Annotated in this window: 17 protein-coding genes; 12 read left to right on the forward strand and 5 right to left on the reverse strand. The window is 70.8% G+C overall.

From position 1 onward, the window contains the following. Positions 1–28: 28 nt before the first annotated feature. From FGD71_RS24910 to FGD71_RS24920, 3 genes are all read right to left on the reverse strand, one after another. Positions 29–937 carry a hypothetical protein gene (locus tag FGD71_RS24910; protein WP_119102744.1) on the reverse strand — a complete coding sequence of 303 codons (909 nt, stop codon included), beginning with the start codon at positions 935–937 and terminating at the stop codon, positions 29–31. After that, the gene (locus FGD71_RS24915) at positions 934–1,332 is read right to left on the reverse strand and encodes a hypothetical protein (RefSeq protein ID WP_119102745.1); all 399 of its coding nucleotides are present in this window, start codon (positions 1,330–1,332) and stop codon (positions 934–936) included. Before FGD71_RS24915 ends, FGD71_RS24910 begins: the two co-directional genes overlap by 4 nt. A 329-nt stretch (positions 1,333–1,661) precedes the next feature. Beyond that, the gene (locus FGD71_RS24920) at positions 1,662–3,056 is read right to left on the reverse strand and encodes a type III PLP-dependent enzyme domain-containing protein (RefSeq protein ID WP_240436750.1); all 1,395 of its coding nucleotides are present in this window, start codon (positions 3,054–3,056) and stop codon (positions 1,662–1,664) included. 128 nt (positions 3,057–3,184) lie between these two features. Here FGD71_RS24920 and hutU point away from each other — a divergent pair, with 128 nt between their 5' ends. The 6 genes from hutU to FGD71_RS24950 all read left to right on the forward strand — a co-directional run bounded on the left by hutU (position 3,185) and on the right by FGD71_RS24950 (position 12,798). Continuing rightward, positions 3,185–4,849 carry a urocanate hydratase gene (gene hutU, locus FGD71_RS24925; protein WP_119102747.1) on the forward strand — a complete coding sequence of 555 codons (1,665 nt, stop codon included), beginning with the start codon at positions 3,185–3,187 and terminating at the stop codon, positions 4,847–4,849. Positions 4,850–4,884: 35 nt separating this feature from the next. Next, entirely contained in the window at positions 4,885–6,090 is a 1,206-nt protein-coding gene (locus FGD71_RS24930; RefSeq protein WP_119102758.1) for an allantoate amidohydrolase, read from the forward strand. Beyond that, positions 6,087–7,436, forward strand: coding sequence for a formimidoylglutamate deiminase (locus FGD71_RS24935; RefSeq protein WP_119102748.1), 1,350 nt, complete (start codon positions 6,087–6,089; stop codon positions 7,434–7,436). Before FGD71_RS24930 ends, FGD71_RS24935 begins: the two co-directional genes overlap by 4 nt. A gap of 38 nt (positions 7,437–7,474) precedes the next feature. Next, positions 7,475–8,662, forward strand: coding sequence for an imidazolonepropionase (hutI, locus tag FGD71_RS24940; RefSeq protein WP_119102749.1), 1,188 nt, complete (start codon positions 7,475–7,477; stop codon positions 8,660–8,662). 140 nt (positions 8,663–8,802) lie between these two features. Continuing rightward, a complete protein-coding gene (locus FGD71_RS24945; RefSeq protein WP_162931216.1) occupies positions 8,803–10,644 on the forward strand; it encodes a GTPase in 1,842 nt (613 codons plus the stop codon). A 150-nt stretch (positions 10,645–10,794) separates the two neighbouring features. Beyond that, positions 10,795–12,798 (forward strand): dynamin family protein, encoded by a 2,004-nt coding sequence (locus FGD71_RS24950; RefSeq protein WP_119102751.1) that lies wholly within the window; start codon positions 10,795–10,797, stop codon positions 12,796–12,798. Positions 12,799–12,851: 53 nt separating this feature from the next. Here the strand turns inward: FGD71_RS24950 and FGD71_RS24955 are convergent, their stop codons facing one another. After that, the gene (locus FGD71_RS24955) at positions 12,852–14,456 is read right to left on the reverse strand and encodes an RICIN domain-containing protein (RefSeq protein WP_119102752.1); all 1,605 of its coding nucleotides are present in this window, start codon (positions 14,454–14,456) and stop codon (positions 12,852–12,854) included. Positions 14,457–14,718: 262 nt separating this feature from the next. Continuing rightward, complete coding sequence (locus tag FGD71_RS24960; RefSeq protein ID WP_119102759.1) at positions 14,719–15,615, reverse strand: RNA polymerase sigma factor SigF; 897 nt, start codon at positions 15,613–15,615, stop codon at positions 14,719–14,721. A 251-nt stretch (positions 15,616–15,866) separates the two neighbouring features. Here FGD71_RS24960 and FGD71_RS24965 point away from each other — a divergent pair, with 251 nt between their 5' ends. The 6 genes from FGD71_RS24965 to FGD71_RS47495 all read left to right on the forward strand — a co-directional run bounded on the left by FGD71_RS24965 (position 15,867) and on the right by FGD71_RS47495 (position 21,530). Then, positions 15,867–16,235, forward strand: a complete 369-nt coding sequence (locus tag FGD71_RS24965) for an STAS domain-containing protein (RefSeq protein ID WP_119102753.1) — start codon at positions 15,867–15,869, stop codon at positions 16,233–16,235. 238 nt (positions 16,236–16,473) lie between these two features. Continuing rightward, on the forward strand, positions 16,474–16,986 hold the full coding sequence (locus FGD71_RS24970) for an ATP-binding protein (RefSeq protein ID WP_119102754.1): 513 nt from the start codon (positions 16,474–16,476) through the stop codon (positions 16,984–16,986). A gap of 192 nt (positions 16,987–17,178) precedes the next feature. Then, positions 17,179–17,886: an LPXTG cell wall anchor domain-containing protein gene (locus FGD71_RS24975; RefSeq protein ID WP_119102755.1), complete on the forward strand. Its 708-nt coding sequence runs from the start codon at positions 17,179–17,181 to the stop codon at positions 17,884–17,886. Between the two features lie 43 nt (positions 17,887–17,929). After that, complete coding sequence (locus tag FGD71_RS24980; RefSeq protein WP_119102760.1) at positions 17,930–18,925, forward strand: COG1470 family protein; 996 nt, start codon at positions 17,930–17,932, stop codon at positions 18,923–18,925. 2 nt (positions 18,926–18,927) lie between these two features. Then, on the forward strand, positions 18,928–20,121 hold the full coding sequence (locus FGD71_RS24985) for a hypothetical protein (protein WP_181359266.1): 1,194 nt from the start codon (positions 18,928–18,930) through the stop codon (positions 20,119–20,121). Positions 20,122–20,189: 68 nt separating this feature from the next. Then, positions 20,190–21,530: a hypothetical protein gene (locus FGD71_RS47495; RefSeq protein WP_181359267.1), complete on the forward strand. Its 1,341-nt coding sequence runs from the start codon at positions 20,190–20,192 to the stop codon at positions 21,528–21,530. Positions 21,531–21,635 lie beyond the last annotated feature (105 nt).

Here is a 21,635-nt window from a genome sequence, read left to right on the forward strand (position 1 = left end):
GTCAGGGGGGTGTCTTGGGCGCCGCTGGTCACAGGGCCTCCAGGGCGTCTCGGAGCCGGCGCAGCAGGGCGACGTCGGGGTCGGCGGAGGGCTGGGTGAGCAGGGCGGACACAGGGTCGTGGTGCGGGGGCGGCGGCTCGGGCGCCGCGTCTGCCGCGGCGGGGCCCGCTGCCCCGGGCGCCTGGGGTGCCCGGAGGGACTGAGGGGCGGCCGTCGTGACGATGCCGGCCGCGGCAAGCCTGCGCAGATCGACCAGGGTGTGGAACGCCGGGCGGCCCAGGGCGAGCGAGATGTCCGCGGCCGTGCGGACCCCGTTCACCTGGTCGAGTACCGCTTCCTGGCGGGACGGGACCGGGGGCTCGGCGGCGCGGTCGGCCCTGATCAGCGGGGCGGTGTCCGTCGCCGGTGCGGGCCAGATGCGGTGCAGCAACTCGCGGCGGCGCAGGCTCTCCCGCTCCAGCGCTGCCACCGGCACCGGGCGCACCGGTCCGAGCCAGTGCGCGGCACCGTACCGGAAGCGCGCCGGGGCGCCGGACGGCCCGAGCACGAAGTACGCCGCGTCGAACAGGGCCGCCACATGGCACAACTCCAGCGCGCCCTCGGCGACCCGGCCGCTGTCGACGAGGAACCGCCCGACCTGACGCCGCGCCCCGGCCCGCGCGATCGCCTCCCGCCAGGACTCGGCGTCCAGGGCGCCGCCGGTGGCGAGCAGCACGTCGAGGCCCGGGGTCTCGGCGCTCTCGGCGTGCGTGACCTGGCCGTCGGAGAGGTAGAGCGTGCCGTGCTCGCGCAGCAGTACGCCGGTGGCGCGCTCGGCGGCGAGCCGGTGCAGCATCGGGGAGACGCCGGGGCCGGCCGCCGGGGATACGCCGGGTTCGGCCGGCGTCTGCGTCTGTCGTACGGGCAGGCGGGGCGGAGGCGTGTCGACCACGGTCATCCCAGCACCAGCCGTCCGGCCATCTCGCCGAGCCGTATTCGGGCCAGCGCGAGGTTGCCGTCGGCGCGGGCTAGCCACAGATGCAGGAAGACACTGCTGTCGAAGGTCGTCGCCACGAACCGCAGGACGTGGTACGTGTCCCGGTTGCTGACGATCAGGTCCTCGACGGGCGGGTCCTGCCCCTCCTGGTCCGGGCCCTTCTCCGGCGCGAACGCCCCGTGCTCCGCCGCGAGCCGCGCCAGCTCCGCCGCCTCCGCCGCGGTCGTCTCGTGGTCACCGCCCGGCGCCTCACCGACCGTGCCCAGCGCCAGGCCGCTGGTCCAGTCGACCACCGCGGCGCCCAGGGCACCGGGCAGCCTCATGGCTTCCACCAGACACTCGTCGATTCCGGGCACCGTGGCTCCCCTCCCGCCTCGGGTACGGCTGAGTGACGACGAAGCTACGCAACGTGTGCGTGGGAGGTGAGAGTTACGGCATTTTCCGGTGGAACATGCCCGCGCTGACTAAGGTGGGTTGACTGACCTTCTTCCAGGGCGATTTGACGCCTGGCGCGCCATTGGCGGTCTGACGTGAGCGGATGGCTCCGAGCGACGTATCGGACTGTCGGCACCACCGCGTCAATGCGGCAACGGCGCGCGAACGAGTTGAAGCACCGCACTCCGCTGCGCGCCGGGCGCGTCTGTGGGTGCGCACGCCGGGCGCGCGGGCCGTCGGAGTCCTTGTGCTACAGCCCCGCCAAGCCCTCCGCATGGCGGCCGCCCGACTCCGCCACGATCTCCTCCAGCGTCTGCGGCGTCCGTACGGTCGCGAACCGCACCCCGCCTTCCGCATCCGGCCCGAACCCGTAAATCCCCGGCCGCGCCAGCGAGTTGTACGCGTAGTGGTGCGCGAAGTAGTAAGCCCCCGTGTCCAGCACGGCCGCGTAGTCGCCCTGTTCGAGCAGCGGCAGCGAACGCCCCTCGGCCAGCAGGTCACCCGCGAAGCACGCCGGCCCCGCCACGTCCTGCACCACGTCGGGCCCTGCCTTGGGGCGTCCCTTCGCGTCGTATGCGCCCACCCGCAGCGGCCATGACGCCGGCGCGTACACCGTGCGCGCCGCCACCTGCACCCCCGCGTGCGTCACCGCGATCGCTCGCCCGCCGGCCGTCTTCGCGTACTCGACCCGTGCCAGCACCACCCCGTGCTTGGCGAGCAGCGACCGCCCGAACTCCGTGACCAGCCCGTACCGCCCGTCGAACAACCCCGGCACGCTCGATGCCAGCAGCCGCGCGTACTCCCCGAACGTCGGGGTCTGGGCGTCCGCGGTGAAGTTCACCGGCAGCCCGCCGCCGATGTCGATGGTGTCGATCTGCCGTCGCCCGGCGCGCGCGTTGATCTCCTCGGCGAGGCCGTAGGTCTCCGCCACCCCGCGCGCCATCAGCTCCAGCGGCATTCCCTGTGAACCGGAGTGCGCGTGCAGCCGGGTCAGCCACGGCCGGTCCAGATAAGCCCGTACGACCCACTCGCGCGCCCCCTCGTCCCGCAGCGCGACCCCGAACTTCGAGGTCGCCGTCGCCGTGGACAGCGCTTCGATGGAACCCCCGCCGACCTGTGGGTTCACCCGCAGGCCCAGGGGGGAGCGGGTGGCCGCCGACTGGACCAGTGCGTCGATGCGGGCCAGTTCCTGCGGGTTGTCGGCGTTGACCGCGATGCCCAGGGCGAGCGCCTCGCGCAGCTCTGCCGGGGTCTTGGCGGGGGAGTCGAGGACCGTCCGGGACGGCGGCACCCCGGCCGCACGGGCGAGGGCCAGCTCGCCGGGGCTCGCCACCTCCGCGCCGATGCCCTCCTTGTGCAGCAGCCGCAGTACCGGCACGAGCGGAGTCGCCTTCACCGCGAACGCGTGCAGGACCGGTGTGCCCGGTGCGGCCACCGCGTCGAAGGCCGCGTGCAGCGCCGCCGCCGCGGCGCGGATGCCGGTGACGTCGAGGAGTCCGATGATGGGGGTGGCGGGGCCGACGAGCCCCTGTTCCACGGCCGCGCGGACGGCCTCGTCCCGCCGCGCGCCCCCGTCCGTCGGGGCGTCTGTCGCCGCGTCCGTCGTCTCGCCTGTGGAGCCCGTGTCCCCTGTGTGTGCCGCCATACATCCAGCCAAACACCCGCGGCCCGCCCGTGCCGACGTACGAACGTATTGACTAGCTCTATTCATGAAGTCAGGATGTGAATAGCTACTCCAACATTGGAGCGTTCACGTCCGCTAGGAGGCAGACCATGTCAGGACCCCGCCCCGTACGAGCCCCGCGCGGTACGGAACTGAGTGCCCTGGGATGGCAGCAGGAGGCCGCCCTGCGGATGCTCCAGAACAACCTCGACCCCGAGGTCGCCGAGCACCCCGACCAGCTCGTCGTCTACGGCGGCACCGGCAAGGCAGCCCGCGACTGGCGCTCCTTCGACGCGATGGTCCGTACGCTGCGGACCCTGAAGCAGGACGAGACGATGCTCGTCCAGTCCGGCCGCCCCGTCGGCGTCATGCAGACCCACGAGTGGGCCCCGCGCGTGCTCATCGCCAACTCGAACCTGGTGGGCGACTGGGCGAACTGGGAGGAGTTCCGGCGCCTGGAGCAGCTGGGACTCACCATGTACGGCCAGATGACTGCCGGTTCATGGATCTACATCGGTACGCAAGGCATCCTGCAGGGCACGTACGAGACGTTCGCCGCGGTGGCCGCGAAGCGGTTCGGTGGTTCGCTCGCGGGGACGATCACCCTCACCGCCGGGCTGGGCGGCATGGGCGGCGCCCAGCCGCTCGCCGTCACCATGAACGACGGCGTCGCGATCTGTATCGACTGCGATCCGCGCGCGATCGAGCGGCGCATCGAGCACCGGTATCTGGACGTGCGGGCCGACTCCCTGGAGCACGCACTCCAGCTGGCGGTCGAGGCGCGCGACGCCCGCCGGCCACTGTCGATCGGCCTGCTCGGCAACGCGGCGGAGCTGCTGCCGCGCATGCTCGCCGAGGGCGCCCCCGTCGACATCGTGACCGACCAGACCTCGGCGCACGACCCGCTGTCCTACCTGCCGCTCGGCGTGGACTTCGACGACATGGCCTCCCGTGCGGCGAAGGACCCGGCGGGATTCACCACCCTCGCCCGTGAGTCCATGGCCCGGCATGTGGAAGCCATGGTCGGCTTCATGGACGCCGGTGCCGAGGTCTTCGACTACGGCAACTCCATCCGGGGTGAGGCCCAGCTCGCCGGGTACGGCCGGGCGTTCGCCTTCCCCGGCTTCGTGCCCGCGTACATCCGGCCGCTGTTCTGTGAGGGCAAGGGCCCCTTCCGGTGGGCGGCGCTCTCCGGCGAGGCCTCGGACATCGCCAAGACGGACAAGGCGATCCTCGACCTCTTCCCGGAGAACGAGTCCCTGCACCGCTGGATCAGGATGGCCCGTGAGAGGGTCCACTTCCAGGGCCTCCCGGCGCGCATCTGCTGGCTGGGCTACGGCGAGCGGGACCGGGCGGGCGAGCGCTTCAACGACATGGTGGCGAGCGGGGAGTTGCAGGCCCCGCTGGCGATCGGCCGCGACCACCTCGACTGCGGCTCCGTGGCCTCCCCGTACCGCGAGACCGAGTCCATGCTGGACGGCTCCGACGCGATCGCCGACTGGCCCCTGCTGAACGCCATGGTGAACGTGGCCTCCGGTGCCTCCTGGGTCTCCCTCCACCACGGCGGCGGTGTGGGCATGGGCCGCTCCATCCACGCCGGTCAGGTCACCGTCGCCGACGGTACGCGGATCGCCGGGGAGAAGATCCGGCGTGTGCTGACGAACGACCCCGGTATGGGCGTCATCCGTCATGTGGACGCGGGGTACGAGAGCGCGGAGTCGGTGGCGGACGAGCGGGGCGTGCGGGTTCCCATGCGGGAGGGTGACGAGGCGTGAGCCGGTACGACGGCGCGTCCGCCTCGTTCCACGAGATGTGGCGCGACCTCGAACCCCTGGGGCGCAACGCCGGCTCCGGTGGCTATCGCCGGTACGCCTGGAGCGAGGCCGACGTCGAATGCCGGGCCTGGTTCCGGGCGCAGGCCGAGGGGCGCGGCCTGGCCTACGAGGTGGACCGGAACGGCAATCAGTGGGCCTGGCTCGGGGACCCCGAAGCCCAGGACGCCGTCGTCACCGGGTCCCATCTGGACTCCGTTCCCGACGGAGGTGCCTTCGACGGGCCCCTCGGTGTCGTGTCCTCCTTCGCCGCGCTGGACGAACTCCGCGGCCGGGGCGTCGAGTTCGGCAAACCGCTCGCCATCGTCAACTTCGGGGACGAGGAAGGTGCCCGGTTCGGGCTTGCCTGTGTCGGGTCCCGGCTCAGTGCCGGACAGCTCGGCGTCGAGCAGGCGCGGCGGCTCACGGACGCCGACGGGATCAGCCTGCCGCAGGCGATGGAGCGGGCTGGGTACGACCCGACCGCCATCGGCCCGGACCCGGAGCGGCTCGCCCGGATCGGGGCCTTCGTCGAGCTGCACGTGGAGCAGGGGCGTGCGCTCGATCTCTCCGGGGACCAGGTGGGTATCGCCAGCGCCATCTGGCCGCACGGGCGCTGGCGGTTCGACTTCCGGGGCGAGGCCAACCACGCCGGTACGACCCGCCTCGTCGACCGCCGCGACCCGATGCTCTCGTACGCCGAGACCGTTCTCGCCGCCCGGCGGGAGGCCCATCTCGCGGGCGCCGTCGCCACCTTCGGCAAGATCTCGGTCGAGCCGAACGGTGTGAACGCCATCCCCTCCCTCGTGCGCGGCTGGCTCGACTCCCGCGCGGCCGACCAGGCGACCCTCGACACCGTCGTCACCGGCATCGAGAAGGCGGCCCGCGAGTACGCGGACACCCACGGCGTCGAACTCGACATCGTCCGCGAGTCGTTCACCCCCGTCGTCGAGTTCGAGCACGCCCTGCGCGACGAGATCGCGCGCATCCTGCAAGGCGCGAGCGATCGCTTGGAAGTTCCCGTCCTGGGTACCGGTGCGGGACACGACGCCGGGATCCTCTCCGGCTCGGTCCCCACCGCCATGCTGTTCGTACGCAACCCCACCGGCGTCTCGCACTCCCCGGCCGAGTACGCCGCCGAGGACGACTGCGTGGCCGGGGTGATCGCACTCGCCGACGTACTGGAAGGGCTGACCCGCAGGTGACGCAGACGTACTGGCTGGAGCATGCCTGGCTCGACTCGTTCGTCGAGCCGGGCGTGGCCGTCGAGGTCGCGGACGGCAAGATCGCGGTCGTCCGCAAGGGCGCGGACACCCCACCGCCCGGCGCCGAAGTCCTCCGCGGCCTGACCATCCCCGGCCTCGCCAACGCCCACAGCCACGCCTTCCACCGCGCCCTGCGCGGCACCGTCCAGGTCGGATCCGGGACCTTCTGGACGTGGCGCGAGGTCATGTACTCCTTCGCCGACCGGCTGACCCCGGAGACGTACCACGCGCTCGCTCGCGCGGTGTACGCCGAGATGGCGCTGGCCGGTGTCACGGCGGTCGGCGAGTTCCACTACGTCCACCACGCACCCGGCGGCACCCCGTACGCCGACCCGAACGCGATGGGCGAGGCGCTGATCGAGGCCGCGGCGGACGCGGGCATCCGCATCACGCTCCTCGACACCGCCTACCTCTCCTCCGCCATCGTGAACGAGCACACCGGGAAGCCCCCGAACCAGCAACAGCTCCGCTTCTGTGACGGCACGGCGGAGGCCTGGGCGGAACGCTGTTCAGTTCTCAAGGAACGGGATCACGCGCGGATCGGTGCGGCCATCCACTCCGTACGGGCCGTGCCCGCACGGCAGTTGGCGACGGTGGCGCGATGGGCCGAGGAACGGCGGGCCCCGCTCCATGTGCACCTGTCCGAGCAGACGGCGGAGAACGACGCCTGCCGGGCCGCGCACGGCTGCACCCCCACCCGGCTGCTCGCCGACCACGGCGTGCTCGGCCCGCGCACCACGGCCGTCCACAGCACGCACCTCACGGACGAGGACATCGCGCTGCTCGGCGGCTCCACGACCGGCACCTGCATGTGCCCGACCACCGAACGCGATCTCGCCGACGGCATCGGGCCCGCCGCCGCCCTGCAGAAAGCCGGCTCGCCGCTCTCCCTCGGCTCCGACAGCCACGCCGTCATCGACCTGCTCGAAGAGGCGCGCGCGATGGAGCTGAACGAGCGCCTGCGCACCCGCACCCGCGGTCACTGGACGGCGGCCGCACTCCTGCGCGCCGCCACCGCCGACGGGCACGCGGCCCTCGGCTGGGACCGGGCGGGCATCCTGGAGCCCGGCGCCCTGGCCGACTTCACCACCATCGCCCTCGACTCGGTCAGAACAGCGGGACCGCTGCCACGCCTCGGCGCCGAGACCGCCGTATTCGCCGCGACAGCCGCGGACGTACGCCACACGGTCGTGGCCGGCCGTCACGTCGTACGCGACGGGGCGCACACGCGCGTCCCCGACGTGCCGTCAGCGCTCGCGGACGCCGTCGAAGCCCTGCGCGCCTGACATCGCCCGCCACCAGACCCCACGCCCCCGAGGACGCCATGAGCAGCACGACCACCGTCATCACCAACATCGCCGCCCTGGTCACCAACGACCCCTCCCTCGGTGACGGATCCCCCCTCGGCCTGATCCAGGACGCGGCCGTCGTCATCGACGGCGACCGCATCGCGTGGACCGGTGAATCAAGCAAAGCACCCGCCACTGACAACCGGGTCGACGCCGGCGGCCGGGCGGTCATCCCTGGCTTCGTCGACTCCCACTCGCACCTGCTCTTCGCGGGCGACCGCACACAGGAGTTCAACGCCCGCATGTCGGGCCGGGCCTACAGCGCGGGCGGCATCCGCACGACCGTCGCCGCGACCCGCGCCGCGACGGACGAGGAACTGGAGCGGAACCTCACGCACTACCTCGCCGAGGCCCTCCGCCAGGGCACCACCACGCTGGAGACGAAGTCGGGCTACGGCCTGACCGTCGAGGACGAGGCCCGCGCCCTGCGCATCGCCGCCCGCCACACCGACGAGGTGACCTACCTCGGCGCGCACATCGTCAGCCCCGACCTCGCCGACGACCCCGCCGGCCCCGCGGAGTACGTCGCCCTCGTCACCGGCGAGATGCTCGACGCCTGTGCCCCGTACGCCCGTTGGATCGACGTCTTCTGCGAGAAGGGCGCCTTCGACGGCGACCAGGCCCGCGCGGTCCTGACGGCCGGCAAGGCGAAGGGTCTGCACCCGCGCGTCCACGCCAACCAGCTCTCGTACGGCCCCGGCGTCCGGCTCGCGGTCGAACTCGACGCGGCGAGCGCCGACCACTGCACCCACCTCACGGACGCCGACGTGGACGCCCTCGCGAACAGCTCGACGGTGGCCACCCTCCTGCCGGGCGCCGAGTTCTCCACCCGCGCCGAGTGGCCCGACGCCCGCCGCCTCCTCGACGCCGGTGCCACGGTCGCCCTCTCCACCGACTGCAACCCGGGCTCGTCCTTCACGTCCTCCGTCCCGTTCTGCATCGCCCTCGCGGTGCGGGACATGAGGATGACCCCGGACGAGGCCCTCTGGTCGGCGACAGCCGGCGGCGCGGCAGCGCTCCGCCGTACGGACATCGGCCGCCTCACCCCGGGTGCCTACGCCGACCTGGCGCTCCTCGACGCCCCGAGCCATGTCCACCTGGCGTACCGCCCCGGCGTACCGCTGGTCAGCCGGGTGTGGCGGCGCGGGGTCCGGGAAGCTTGAGCAACTGCCTGAACAATCTGAACAATTCTGAACAACAGCCCGAGCACAATTCCCTCACGCTGTGCACTTGGCCCGGTGCTCACTGTTCTCGCTATCGTTGCCCGTCACGGCAAGAGGCGTGAGTACAACGGGGGTTGTCTGTGAGCACACACACCGGTTCTTCGCACAGGTCGGGCGATCCGGGTGAGGAATGGCTCGAACTCGCGGCGCGGGTCGCAGCGTTGGCCAGGAGGGCGGGGCTCGGCACCACGGCGACCGCACTCGACACGCTCGTCACACGCCTGTCCAAGCCCACACGCCGGATCGGCTTCGTCGGGCGGACCTGCGTCGGAAAGTCGCATCTGATCAACCAGTTGATCGGGCAGGACATGCTGGACACCGGCGAGGTGCCGACCACCACGCGATGCCATCTCCTGCGCCCGAGTTCGGCCGACGACGCCGGTCAGGTCGGCCCGGCATGGATCACCGTCCCGTGCGACCATTCCTGGCTGGTCGACGAGCATCTCGAACTCGTGGACATGCCCGGCATCGACGTGGAGGCCGACGACAGGTTCGCGGGCCTCGGATCCTCCGGGTTGTTCGAGGGAAGAAGGGCCGTCGCGGCCAAGGACGTCCAGCAGGTCGTCGACCACGCCCTCGCGGGCTGTGACGTGGTCGTGCTGGTCACTTCGGCGACCCAGCCCCTGCCCCGCACGGACCAGGCGATCCTCAAGAACCTGGTCGACTCCTCCGCCGTGCAGGCGGTGATGGTGGTGGTCACCATGACCGACCAGGTCAAGGGGGAGACGGAGGATGTACTCCGCCGGATTCGGCGGCTCGCCGGAGACATCGCGCCGGGCTGCGCGGTACTCACCGCGCCGACCGGCACGGGCGACCCCAGGATGGATCAGGCCCTGCGCCAGGGCATCCGTGAGGCGCTGCAGAGCGCGGGCAGCGGTGCCCAGCTGCTGCCCCTGCGCATGCAGCGGCTGACCGAAAGCCTCCAGAACACCGTGCACGCGATCTCCAGGATGGCCCTGGACGGCCTGGCCGACGAAAGCCTTGCCCAGGCCGAGAGGGCGGCACGGCAGAACGCCCTGGAGAGGGAACGGCTGGTGTTCAGCGCGGCATGGACCTCGGCCCGGCACGAGTTGCTCACCGCCGCCGAAGCCGCCCACGAAGAGATCAGGGAAGAGGCGCGGCGCGCCCGCACGAAAGCCGTAGCCCTGCTGGAACAGACCGTACGCACGCACCAGGACCCTCTGGCCGTGTGGGACAGCCACATCCCCTTCGCGCTGCGCACGGAGCTCGCGGACTTCGCGAACCTCGCGCTGAGCACGGCCCGCAGCAGTCTGCGCGCGGCCGTGGTGGCGGCCTTCGACCGCCTGAGCGAAGCGCTGGAACACGAGTCGGGCAGTGGGGCGAGCAGTGGGGCGAGCAGTGGGTCGGGCAGTGGGTCCGGCATCGAGTCCGGCATCGACCACGACGTCGACGCCTACCTCGCACTGCTGGACGACATGGACGTCGAGGCGGCACTGGCGGCCGACGTCGACGCGCCGACGCCGGACGGGCTGACGCCGGCTTCCCGCGCCCACGCACGGCTTCGGCTGCTGTTCGAAGGAACGGGTGCGGTGCTTGATCTGGCCCTGAACCTCGCCTTCAGCGCCCTGCCGGTCGCCCGGGTGGTGACCGCCCCGCTCGTGTTCGTCGAGCAGAAACTCGCCGACCGGTCCGTGGCCGCGCGCCGGGATGTGGCCATCGCCCATGTGCCCGCCGCGGTGCAGGACGCGTTCGACGCCTGCCTCGGCTCCTTCCGCGCCGAGATCGACACCGTCTACCGGCGCTGCGCGGACCTCCTCGAGTCGTCCTCGGACGACTGGTGGAACAGGCAGGAAGCGGCTCTCACCGTGGACGGGGGCGCCGAGTGGCGAAACATCCGGAGCCAGGCCGTCGCACTGGCCGAGGAGATCCGGATCGTACGAGCGGAACCGTCCGCCTCCTGACCGCTCCGCCGACCTGCCTCGCACCGCGACCGCTTTTCCCGCTCCCCTCAACCTCCCCCGCTCCCCTCAACCTCTCCCGTTCCCCCTCCCCGCAACCTCTCCCGTTCCCCCTCCCAACCTCTCCCGCTCCCAACTTCCCGCGGAGAACAGATGTCCCCAACAGACGAGCAAGCGCGCCCGGCAGCGATGGAACCGCAGACGACGTGGGTGAACCGGCGTGACCGTCTCGCCTCCTTCTTCCACAAGGTCGGACGGGTCGAATCAGCACTGCGCGCGCATCTGGGCGATGCCCTCGACCCGGAGATCACCGACCGTCTCGACTCGACGTCGAAGGCCCTGCTGCACTCCTCGTTCCGCATCATGGTGTTCGGTGATTTCAGCAGCGGCAAAAGCACCCTCATCAACGCTCTGATAAAGCGGGAGCTGCTGCCCACGAAGGAGAATCCGACCACGGCGTTCACCACCGTGCTCACCCACGGAGAGAGGGAACAGGCCTTCCTCTTCCGGGACTTGGAGTATCCCCACCGGATCAGGCCGGAGACCGTCGGCATCAACGAGTTCCGGGAGGCCGTGGAGCTTCAGTTCGACGCCGACGACATCCTGCGGGACAGCCCGTATGTCATGGGAGAACTCCGTGCGCCGCTGCCGATGCTCGCGGACGGCGTGGAGCTCATCGACTCGGCCGGTACGAACGAGAACCCCGCCCGCGAACGGGTGACCCTCCACTTCCTCCCGCAGGCCGACGCCGTCATCTTCGTCACCCTCGCACGGGGCAGCTTCAAGGACCGTGAGCAGTCCCACTACCTGACGCTGATGAAACGGATGGGGTTCGAGGACCTCTTCTTCGTCGTCAACCAGATGGACATCATCCGCAAGAACTCGGACCGCGACGACGTCAGGCGCCGCTGCCGCCAGATCGCGTCCGAGCACACGTCCAACGTCGACGAGCGGCTCTTCTTCGTCAGCGCGGCCGACTATCTGGATCGCCTGGGCGGCGCGGACCGCGTCGACGAGTCCGCGGACGGCGTGGACGCCCTGCGCGAGGCGCTGCTCGCCTTCTGCCGCACGGAGCGGGCCCGCGTGAAACTGCTCAAGCCGGCCGACTTCCTGCGCCGCGAGATCGTTCTGCTGCGCGACAGCATCAGCGAACGGCGCGCGCTGCTCGCACGGGATGTGGACCAGCTCGCCAAGGACCTGAACGCCCAGCGCGGCCTCGAGCAGACCCTTCTGCAATCGCGTGACCAGATCCGTCAGGTTGTCGAGCAATGGTGTGCCGACACCTCGGAAGGCATCCGACGCGCGATGGAAGGCCACCTCACGAGGGTCGCGGAGGACATCCCGTCCTGGGGTCGGGACATGCGTGAGCCCCTCAAGGTACGGCTCGCCTCGTTCAAGGCGTCCCGGCGCTGGGAGGACGCCATCGACACGATCAAGGGACGTCTTGAGATCACCCTGCAGAAGTCGATCCTGGACTTCGCGTCGACCGATCTCGCCGCGTATCTCGACGCTCGCCAGCAACAGCTGATCGACCTCCTCATGCCGATGCTGCGGACATACTCCGACGACCTCGGACACCTGCAGCAGACGCTCGCACGCACCAGTACGGAGATTCCCGACGAGGAACTGCGCCGCTGGCTGCGTTCGATGAGCGCGCACGTCCCGGACCGGGTACTGGCGCGGACCTCACCCCTGCTGTCGTGGTCGAACTTCGGCCAGGCCACCGTCCAGACCGGAGTGGGCGGCGCGGCGATCGCGGGTCTCGCGGCAAGCGGCCTGCTCGGCTGGGTCCTGGTGCCCATCGGCCTCACCGCCGGAAGCATCGTGGCGACGGCGAAGGTCATCGCCCGCAGGCGGCTCCGGGACAACGCGGTCCAGATGTTCGCCGACGCCGTGGCGGAGGAGCGGGCCGAGATCGCGCAGGCGTACGCCGATCAGTACACGTCGCACATCCAGGACCTCCCCGACGTCATCGACCATCAACTGGAGTCACGGCTCACTACCCTGCTCACCGGAGCGCGCAACATAGTGGAACTGCAGGGGGACCAGACGGCGGTCGAGGAGCAACGCAGGATCCTCGACGCCCTGGACAAAGATCTCACCCAGGTGGACATGGAACTCATCGAGCTGATAACGCCTCTGCACCCGGAACGCTGAATCCGGAACGCTGAATCCGGAACGCCGAATTCCGGAGCGCTGAACCACTCGTGTCAGGCGGGCCTCGCGCCCGCCTTCCACCGCTGGTCGTCGCGCCCCTGTGCCGGGGACAGGGCGAGATGGTCGCCGAACGGGGTGACCGCGTGGTCCGGGGCGATGGCGGGGCGGAGCGCGCCGCTGCCGTCCACGGTGAACCGGAGGTTCCTGCCGTTGTGGCCGTCGACCGACCGGCACTCCCAGATGCCGACGCCTCGGTCCGTGGCACCGCGGCTGTCCAGGCAGTAGTCAGGGTCGGCGTACGACTGGAGGACGTCGCGCTCGGTGTCGACCCGCCACATCTGGGTTCGGGACGCCTCGCAGCGGGCCATCACGACGTCGGTGCCGAGCCGGAAGTCGCCGTCGTGGATGTCCAGGCACAGTCCGGAGTCGGCGTTCACGACCTGGGCGTAGCGGCTGTTGGGCGGATGGGCCTGCGGGAGCTTCTCGGCCGGGGGCGACGGGCGTGGGCTCGCGGCGGGCTTCGAAGGCTTCGAAGTCGTCGTCGGCTTCGGCGACTTGGTGGTGCGGGTGGGGGACGGGGAAGGTGACGGGGACGATGTCGCCGAGACCGTCGCGGTCACCGTCACCGCGGGGGGCCGCGTCGGCGTGGGTAAGGAGTTGGCGGCGCGCCGCGGGTCCGCATCGCTCGACGACAGCAGGTACACCAGGAGTGGTGCCACCGCGACGCCCAGGGCGGCGGAGGCGAGGGCGAAGCGCCGTGAGGGCCACCAGGTCGCCGTGGTCGCCGTGGTCGCCGTGGCCGCCGCCGCGGCCACGGCGGTCCGGGATCTCCGTGAAGCGGGCCGTGGTGTGACGGCTCCGCCCGTGACGTAGGCGGCGCCGCCCCAGATCAGCAGTCCGTCGGCCAGGGCGGTGCGCGGAGTGTCCCGCAGGGCGCACTGCTCCTCGTACGCGGTGGCGCAGGCGGAGCAGACCGCCATGTGGGCGTCCAGGTCCATCCCGTAGCGGGGATGTTCGGGGCGTACGGCCTCTTCGATCAGCCGGCGGAAGTCCTGGCACCGCGGATCGCCGGAACGGGTCAGCCGTACCCGCAGACAGGCCTGACGCAGCGTCTGGAACGCCGACTCCTTGCCGTACTCCACGTCTTGGGATGTGAACCCGAGGAAGACGGCCGCCCCGGCGTCGGGTTCCTCGTCCACGACGCCGTACCAGACGATGCCCTGAACGCGGGTCGGGAGGCTGTGGAAAGCGGCGAGCATCGGCGGTACGGGGCTGTCGGCGTCCGTTTCGCGCAGGCGGGCGAGCAGGCCCGGGTCGAGTCGGTGGCCCCGGTCGTCCGTGGCCCATGCTGCGGCCACGCGCGTGACGATCAGGAGGAGTTGGTGCCGCCAGGGGCCGCGCGGTTCGACGCCCCGCGCCGTCTCGCGGGCCGCGAGGGCGAACGCCTGGGCCGTGAGCCGATGTGCGGCGGGCTCGTCCACGGCGCACAGCCGCGCGTACGCCAGGACGGAGGGTCGGTGGCGCCGGCGTAGTTCGCGCAGTGCCGGGTACGCGGTGGAGGTGTCGGCGCGTATCAGGGTGGTGAGCCGTGCGTCGGGCGCCGTCGCGTGCGGCCCTGCTCCCGGGTCGTCCTCATCGCTCCACTCCGCCCGAGCCATCCCCGCGCCTCCTTGCGCCCACGTTGAGGGGGTTGCCCATAGTGGTGGAAGGAGACCAGTGGGGGTAGGGGTTTCTCCCGGTAATCACCAGCAACACAAGCCGGGTTGACACGGTGCACCCCACCGGGGGGCCAGGGGGGGCGCAGCCCTCTGTTTCGGGAAGCGGCGGGGTTGGGGAAAACAGAGATGGCGCTCGTCGAGTCCTGCTCGGCAGGACCTTGGACGAGCGCCATCGACAATTCCCGGTACCAGAACTTCGGGATCACTCTTCGACAGTCAGACCCTTGCGCAACCGCACCAGTGTTCGCGACAACAGACGCGATACGTGCATCTGCGAGATCCCCAGCTCGTCACCTATCTCCGACTGGGTCATGTTGGCGACGAAGCGAAGGGACAGGATCTTCCGGTCACGGGACGGGAGGTCCGCGATCAGGGGCTTCAACGACTCGACGTACTCGATGCCCTCAAGACCGTGGTCCTCGTAGCCGATGCGGTCGGCCAGGGCGCCCTCGGAGTCGTCCTCCTCGGGCTGGGCGTCCAGCGAGGAAGCCGTGTACGCGTTGGACGCGGCCATGCCTTCGACGACCTCGTCGTTCGAGAGACCCAGACGTTCCGCCAGCTCTCCCACTGTCGGAGCGCGGTCCAGCTGCTGCGCGAGTTCGTCGCCGGCCTTCGCCAGGTCGAGCCGGAGTTCCTGGAGTCTGCGCGGGACGCGCACCGACCAACTGGTATCGCGGAAGAAGCGCTTGATCTCACCGACGATGGTCGGCATCGCGAAGGTCGGGAACTCCACGCCTCGGCTGAGCTCGAAGCGGTCGATCGCCTTGATCAGGCCGATGGTGCCGACCTGGATGATGTCCTCCATCGGCTCGCTGCGCGAGCGGAACCGAGAGGCGGCGAACTTCACCAGAGCGAGGTTCAGTTCGACGAGTGTGTTGCGTACGTAGGAGTACTCGTGCGTGCCTTCTTCCAGGGACTCCAGCCGCTCGAAGAGGGTTTTGGACAAGGCCCGTGCGTCCACCGGCCCCACCTCGTCGTACGGGGGGATCTCCGGAAGTCCGGCGAGCACGTCGAGTTCGTCCTCGATGAGGTGCGCGTGTTCTGGAGCGGGTGTCGACGTCGCTCGGGGGGTATGCGATGCGTCGAGCCGGGGTGACATGATGTCCTCCATCGTTCTCGGCATATGGCCGCCGATGCCAATACGTGCACTGCGGTGTGCGGCGCCTCCAAAGCCGGCCGTGTCGATTTGTGTCCCTACTAGCCCTACCCGCTTTCGCAAGGTCGCCGCAAGTGCGCTTAGCAGCGAAATGTCCGTTTCCGGGCGGTTGTTCAGGTGTCTGAGGTCGTAGAGAAGGCGTAGTGTTCAAGGGCGTCAAGCAACAGCCACGACGGTCGGAAGAGAGAGACGGCATGGACCGCGGGACGGTCGGCAGCGCACAGTCGGGCCGGCTTCTGGTCGAGGTGCGGGAAGAGGGCATCAGTGCCGTCGTGATCCCGGTGGGTGAGTTGGATCACCATACGGCCGATCTGTTGCGCGAACCGCTCGAGGGTTGCCTCGACCGCGGGTTCGCGCGCCTCGTCGTGGACTGTTCACGGCTGGAGTTCTGCGACTCCACCGGCCTGAACGTTCTGCTCGGCGCCCGGCTGAAAGCCGAGGCCGCGGGTGGCGGAGTTCATCTGGCCGGGATGCTGCCGGTGGTCGCCAGGGTCTTCGAGATCACCGGGGCAGACGCGGTTTTCACCGTGCACGACACGCTCGAAGCGGCCCTGGCCGACTAGGTGACCGAGGTCATCGTGCAGAGTTATGGCTCGGTTGTCTCTGCGTGACCGAGGCGTTACCAGCGTCACAGCGACCGTGCCGAATAAGTGGGTGTTCTGACGGTTCGCTCGGGCAGGAGACATCCTGAATATGTCAACAGACCGAACGGCAAGCGCGCGGCAGTCCCGGATCCCGAGTGTCCTGAGCTTTCTGAACGTCCTGAACCTTGAACTGGTGAATCGGTGAGGTGAAGCGCTGATGAGCACCACCCGGCCTTACTCGCCGGGCGACCGCGGCCCGGAGTCGGGCGCCGACGGGGCTTGCGGGGTGGCCCGAGACGGCGGGTCCGCGCACGCTGCCGCCCGCCAGGCCCGTCGGCTGAGTCTCGTCGGCGCGAGCGGTGTCGTCCCACTCGCCCGCGACTTCGCCCGCGAGGCGCTGTACGCGTGGGGCTGGCTGCCCGCCGCGACCGCCGACCGGCGGGCCGCCGCCGAGGATGTACTGCTGGTCGTCTCCGAACTCGTCACCAACGCCTGCCTGCACGCCGAGGGCCCGGACGAGCTGTGGATCGCCTGCGACAACAAGGTCCTCCGCGTCGAGGTCTCCGACCGGGGCACCGGCCAGCCCGCCCCGCGCACCCCGCATCGCGCCGGCCGTCCCGGCGGTCACGGGATGTTCATCGTGCAGCGGTTGTGCCTGGACTGGGGGGTTTTCCGGGACCCCGGGGTCGCCGGCAAGACGGTGTGGGCGGAGCTCGGCGCGCCCGCATAGGCGGAAAGCAACCGTTCCTCATCGCGCGGCGCAGCCGCACAGGGACAGGGCGCCGCCGGTTTCAAACCTTCTTCGTGTGCGCTTTCTACGCGTCGGACCGATCAGGATCCGGCGCGTCCTTTGTCTTCCCTCTACAAGGCCCCGGGCGTACCTTGACGGCCGATCTGATGTGCCGTCAGGAATGAGGGGACCGTGTCATACCGGACGTACCAGAAACGAACCGCCGCGCTCGCGTTCGCCGCGGCCCTGGCCGGCTCGGCGGTGCTGATGGCCGCCCCCGCAGCCCAGGCCGACGTCGTGGACGTCAAGTACAACTGCAAGACGCCGATCGGTGACAAGTCCGCCGTCTCGCCCATCGACATCAAGAGCGCCAAGAGCGGCAGCGGCTACAAGATCACCATGTCCTGGCAGAAGGGCGTCTCGTCCAGCCCGGTGGAGCTGGGCAAGGGTTCGATGAGCCCGAGCGCCACCATCAAGCTCGGCGGCGCCGAGAGCGGCACGCTCACGGTGAAGGGACCGGCCAACGACGCGGCCATCCCTGCCAACACCCCCATCAAAATCAGCGACCTGAGCGGCACGTACACGCCGTCGAAGACCGGCAAGGTCACCTTCACGCCGGGCGTGCTCACCATCAAGGCGCTCGGTACGACGACCACCTGCACGCCCGGCAACAACCCGGGGCCCGCCCTGAGCCTCGACGTGACGGCCGCCGGCGGAGGCGGTTCATCGGGCTCCACCGAAAGCGGCACGCAGGGCGGCACGCCCGCCGGCGGTGAGGAGTTGCCGCAGACCGGCCCCGAGGACTCGGCGATCGCCCTCGGCACTCTCGGCGGCACGGTGCTGCTCGCGGGCGTGGCCGGGGTGTTGTGGCTGACCCGGAGGCATCAGGCGGCGCGCTGACTCGCCCTTTCCGCACGCGCATCAGGAGCCGCCCGTGACGTCCGTGCCGTCCGCCGCCCGTGTCCTTCGTCTCGCAGCCACAGCCACAGTCACAGCCGCAGCCGCAGCGGCCGTTGTCGTGCTCGGCGTCGCGCCGACCGCCGTGGCCGACGACAGATGGTCCGTCGTGCCGTCCACGGGTGGCGAAGGCCGGCCGGCCCAGGAGGGGCGGCCGTACTTCTACGCGGAGGGACTGCCCGGCTCGGTCCTGCAGGACACGGTGTCGGTGATCAACCCGGGCGGGAAGCCGCTGACCGTACGGCTGCGTGGCGCGGACGCCGACAACAGCGGGAAGGGCGGCGGTTTCGCGCTGCGGGCGAGGGCGACGGACACCGGTGCCTGGATCACTTTCGCCGAGCGGACGGTGCAAGTGCCCGCGCGCACCCGCGCTGACGTCCCGTTCACCGTGAGCGTCCCCGAGGGGGCCACTCCCGGCGACCACCCCGGCGCGATCGTCGCGAGCGGCGGCGACCGGTCCGCAGCCGTACGCGTCCAACTGCGGGTCGGCGGCCCGACCCTGTCCGCGCTCACGGTCGAGCACGTGGCCCTGCGGGACGGCCGAATCTCGTACGACCTGGTCAACCGCGGCACCACCGTGCTCGAGCCGAAGCTCGCCGTGCGCGCCGACGGACTGTTCGGCGAGGTGCTCGACCGCGCCCCGCGCACCCTGCCCCTCGAACTGCTCCCCGGCCGCCGCGTCACCCTCAGCGAACCCTGGCCCGACCGGCCGGCGCTCGACTCGGTCGATGTGCGGCTCACGGTCAGTGCTGCGGGCGGGGCGCACGACGAGGCGGGCACGTCGGCACGGTTCGTGCCGTGGAGGGCGGTCGCAGGGGCGGCGGCGGGCGGGCTCGCGCTGTGTGCGGGTGGCGCCTATGGGCTCGTACGACGCCGAAGGCGCGCCGGGGAGAAGCCCGGTGAGCCCGGCGAGCGCTGCGAGTCCGGCGAGTCCGGTGGGAGCGGCCGTACGGAAGTCGAGTTGACGGGAGCGGTGACGTGAGCGTGAGCGGCACGGTGCGGATTCCGGCGTTGGCGGCGGTCCTCGCGTCGCTCCTGCTGCCCCTGGCCCTGGCCCTGGCCCTGGTCCTGGCCGGCGGACCGGCGGTCGCGGCGGAGAAGCCGGCCGTCAAGTTGTCCAAGTCGCAGGCGGGGACGGGTGGCTCGATCACCGTGAACGGCACCGGATGGCGGCCGGACACGCTGCTGATGATGCTGATCTGCGGTCAGTCCTCGACCGACCGGGGCGTGATCGGCGGCACCAACTCGTGCGCCAACGCGGACGGCCGGACCGTCACCACCGACGCGAAGGGCGCGTTCAGCAAGAAGCTGCCCGTCACCGAGCCGCCCGAGCCGTGCCCGTGCGTCGTGCACGTCGCGACCGCGACCGGGGCGAAGGCGGCGGCGGACGCCGCGTTCCTGGTCGCCGGACACGAGGTCGAGCCACTGCCGAAGGAGGACACGAGCGGGCGGCTCTCGGTGCTCACCGACACGCGGCTCGACGGGTCGAGTGGCCTGCTGACCTGGTTCGGCGCGCCGCCGTCCCGCGATTTCGTCTTCACCGTCGGCAATGTCGGCTCCACCGCCGTCAAGGACCCCGTCTTCCGCATCGGCACCTCCCACGGCGTGTTCGCCCCGCAGTGGGAGGAACAGCAGTGGCGCGGCACCATCGAGCCCGGCAGGAAGGCGCGGATCAAACTGCCGGTCGAGCTGTCGGCCGGCGCGCACGGCGACTACACGGTCTCGCTGAAGTTCGGCGGCAAGGTGCTCGCCGAACAGCCGTGGGGCGTGGGGCGCCCCTGGGGCGTGACGCTCTTCTGGATCCTGCTCTGCGTCGTCGTACCGGCCGCGGTGTTCCGGATCGGGATGGCCCTGGTGGACCGCGTCCGGCCGCGCAGGTCGTCCGGGCGGGCCCGAAGGAGCGGCGGGCGGACGGGGCGTGGCGGGCACGCCGGCCGGCGCCGGAGTCTGCGGCTGCCCGAGGTCACCGTGCGGCTGCCGAGGCTGAGCCTTCCCTCGACGGGCGCTGACGCCGGCTCCGACTCCAGCAGCAGTAGCAGTAGTACCCGTACGCGTTCCCGTACGGCCCCGAACTTGCCCTGGTTCACCCCGGACACCGATCCGGGCACCGAGGCCGGTCAGCTCTCCGCACCGCAAGAGAACAGTCCGACGACTCCGAGCAGGAAGGGAACCACGTGAGCACGCAACGGAGAGTCCGGCCGGAGGACGCCCGCGGCCGTAGAGCGAGCGCGGCCGGAGTCGCGCTGATGCTCGGCGGTGCGGGCATCCTGCTCGGCGTGGCCGCGGCGCCCGCGCAGGCGGCCGAGGTGGCGTACCGGACCGAGTGCATACCGCCCCCGATCTCGGGGATGGACCCGGTGCAGGGCACGACGAAGGTGGAGATCAGCGCGCCCGCCGAGGCGAAGGTCGGGGACGAGGTGGAGATCACCTGGAAGTTCGTCCAGGCCGCCGCCAAGAACCCCGACATCATCGACCTGGAGAAGGACACGGTCCAGCCGACCGGGACGCTCAAGGCGGCCGGCGCGCAGACCGGGGACATCGCCATGCGGGGCCCGCGGGAGAACCCCGCCATCCCGAAGAACAGCGACATGAAGCTGTCCGCCATGAAGGGCAAGCTGAAGCTGACGGCGGCCGGCGAGGTCACGCTGACCCCGGACGCGTACAACGTCAACGTCAGCAAGCCGGTGTCCGCGGACACCAAGTGCTCGCCGAAGGAGACGGTGAAGCCGGCGGCGACGATCAAGGTGAGCGGGGGAGACTCCGGGGGCACGACGGGCGGGCTGCCGACAGGGGTGCCCACAGGGGTGCCGACGGAGGTGCCGACCGGGACGGCGCCGCCCTCCTCGCCGTCCCAGAGCGCGACGGGCGGAAACGCCGGGGGCGGCGGAGGATCGTCGGACTCCGGCGGCTCCGGTGGCGGACAGACCGATTTCACGGGCAAGGAAGTCGAGGTCCCGTACGAGTGCAAGACGCCGATCGGCGACAAGAACGCGACCTCTCCCGTGCAGATCAACGCCAAGAAGGACGGCGGGAGTTTCGACCTCACGGTCCAGTTCAAGAAGTCGGTCATGGACAGCCCCGCGGACATTCCGAAGGACTCCGTGAAGCCGTCGATGGAGGTCGTACTGGGCGGCGCGGACAAGGGCACGGTGCATGTGGAGGGTCCGACCAATGCGGAGCCGATCAAGTCCGGCGATCCGATCGACGTCCCTGATCTGACGGGCACGTACAAGCCGGGCGCGGACGGCGAGTCGACGCTCTCGCCGGGCGTCCTCACAGTGAAGGCCCTCGGCACGACGACGACCTGCACACCGGCCAAGAGCCAGGTCTCCCTGACCCTGGACACCACATCCCAGCCGGGCGGAGCCGCGGGTGGCTCGGGTTCCGGCTCCGGTTCCGGTTCCGGTTCCGGTTCCGGTTCCGGTTCCGGCACGTCGGGCTCGGGCTCGTCGTCCTCGGGCGGCGGCCTCGCGGACACGGGCTCCGACGACAACGGCCTGCTGCGGGCCCTCGGCCTCCTCGCGGGCACGACGATACTGCTGGGCGGAGCGGTGTTCACCTTCATGCCACGCCGCCGCCTGCGCTGACCGAGACCGCTCCCGGCCAGACGACGGGACCCCCGGATGACCGAAGGGCCGCCGCACCACAGGGTGCGGCGGCCCTTCGTCGGTCGCGTCAGCCGTGTCGGTCGC

Origin of the sequence: Streptomyces sporangiiformans, assembly GCF_005768555.2 — a bacterium.
Classification (GTDB): domain Bacteria; phylum Actinomycetota; class Actinomycetes; order Streptomycetales; family Streptomycetaceae; genus Streptomyces; species Streptomyces sporangiiformans.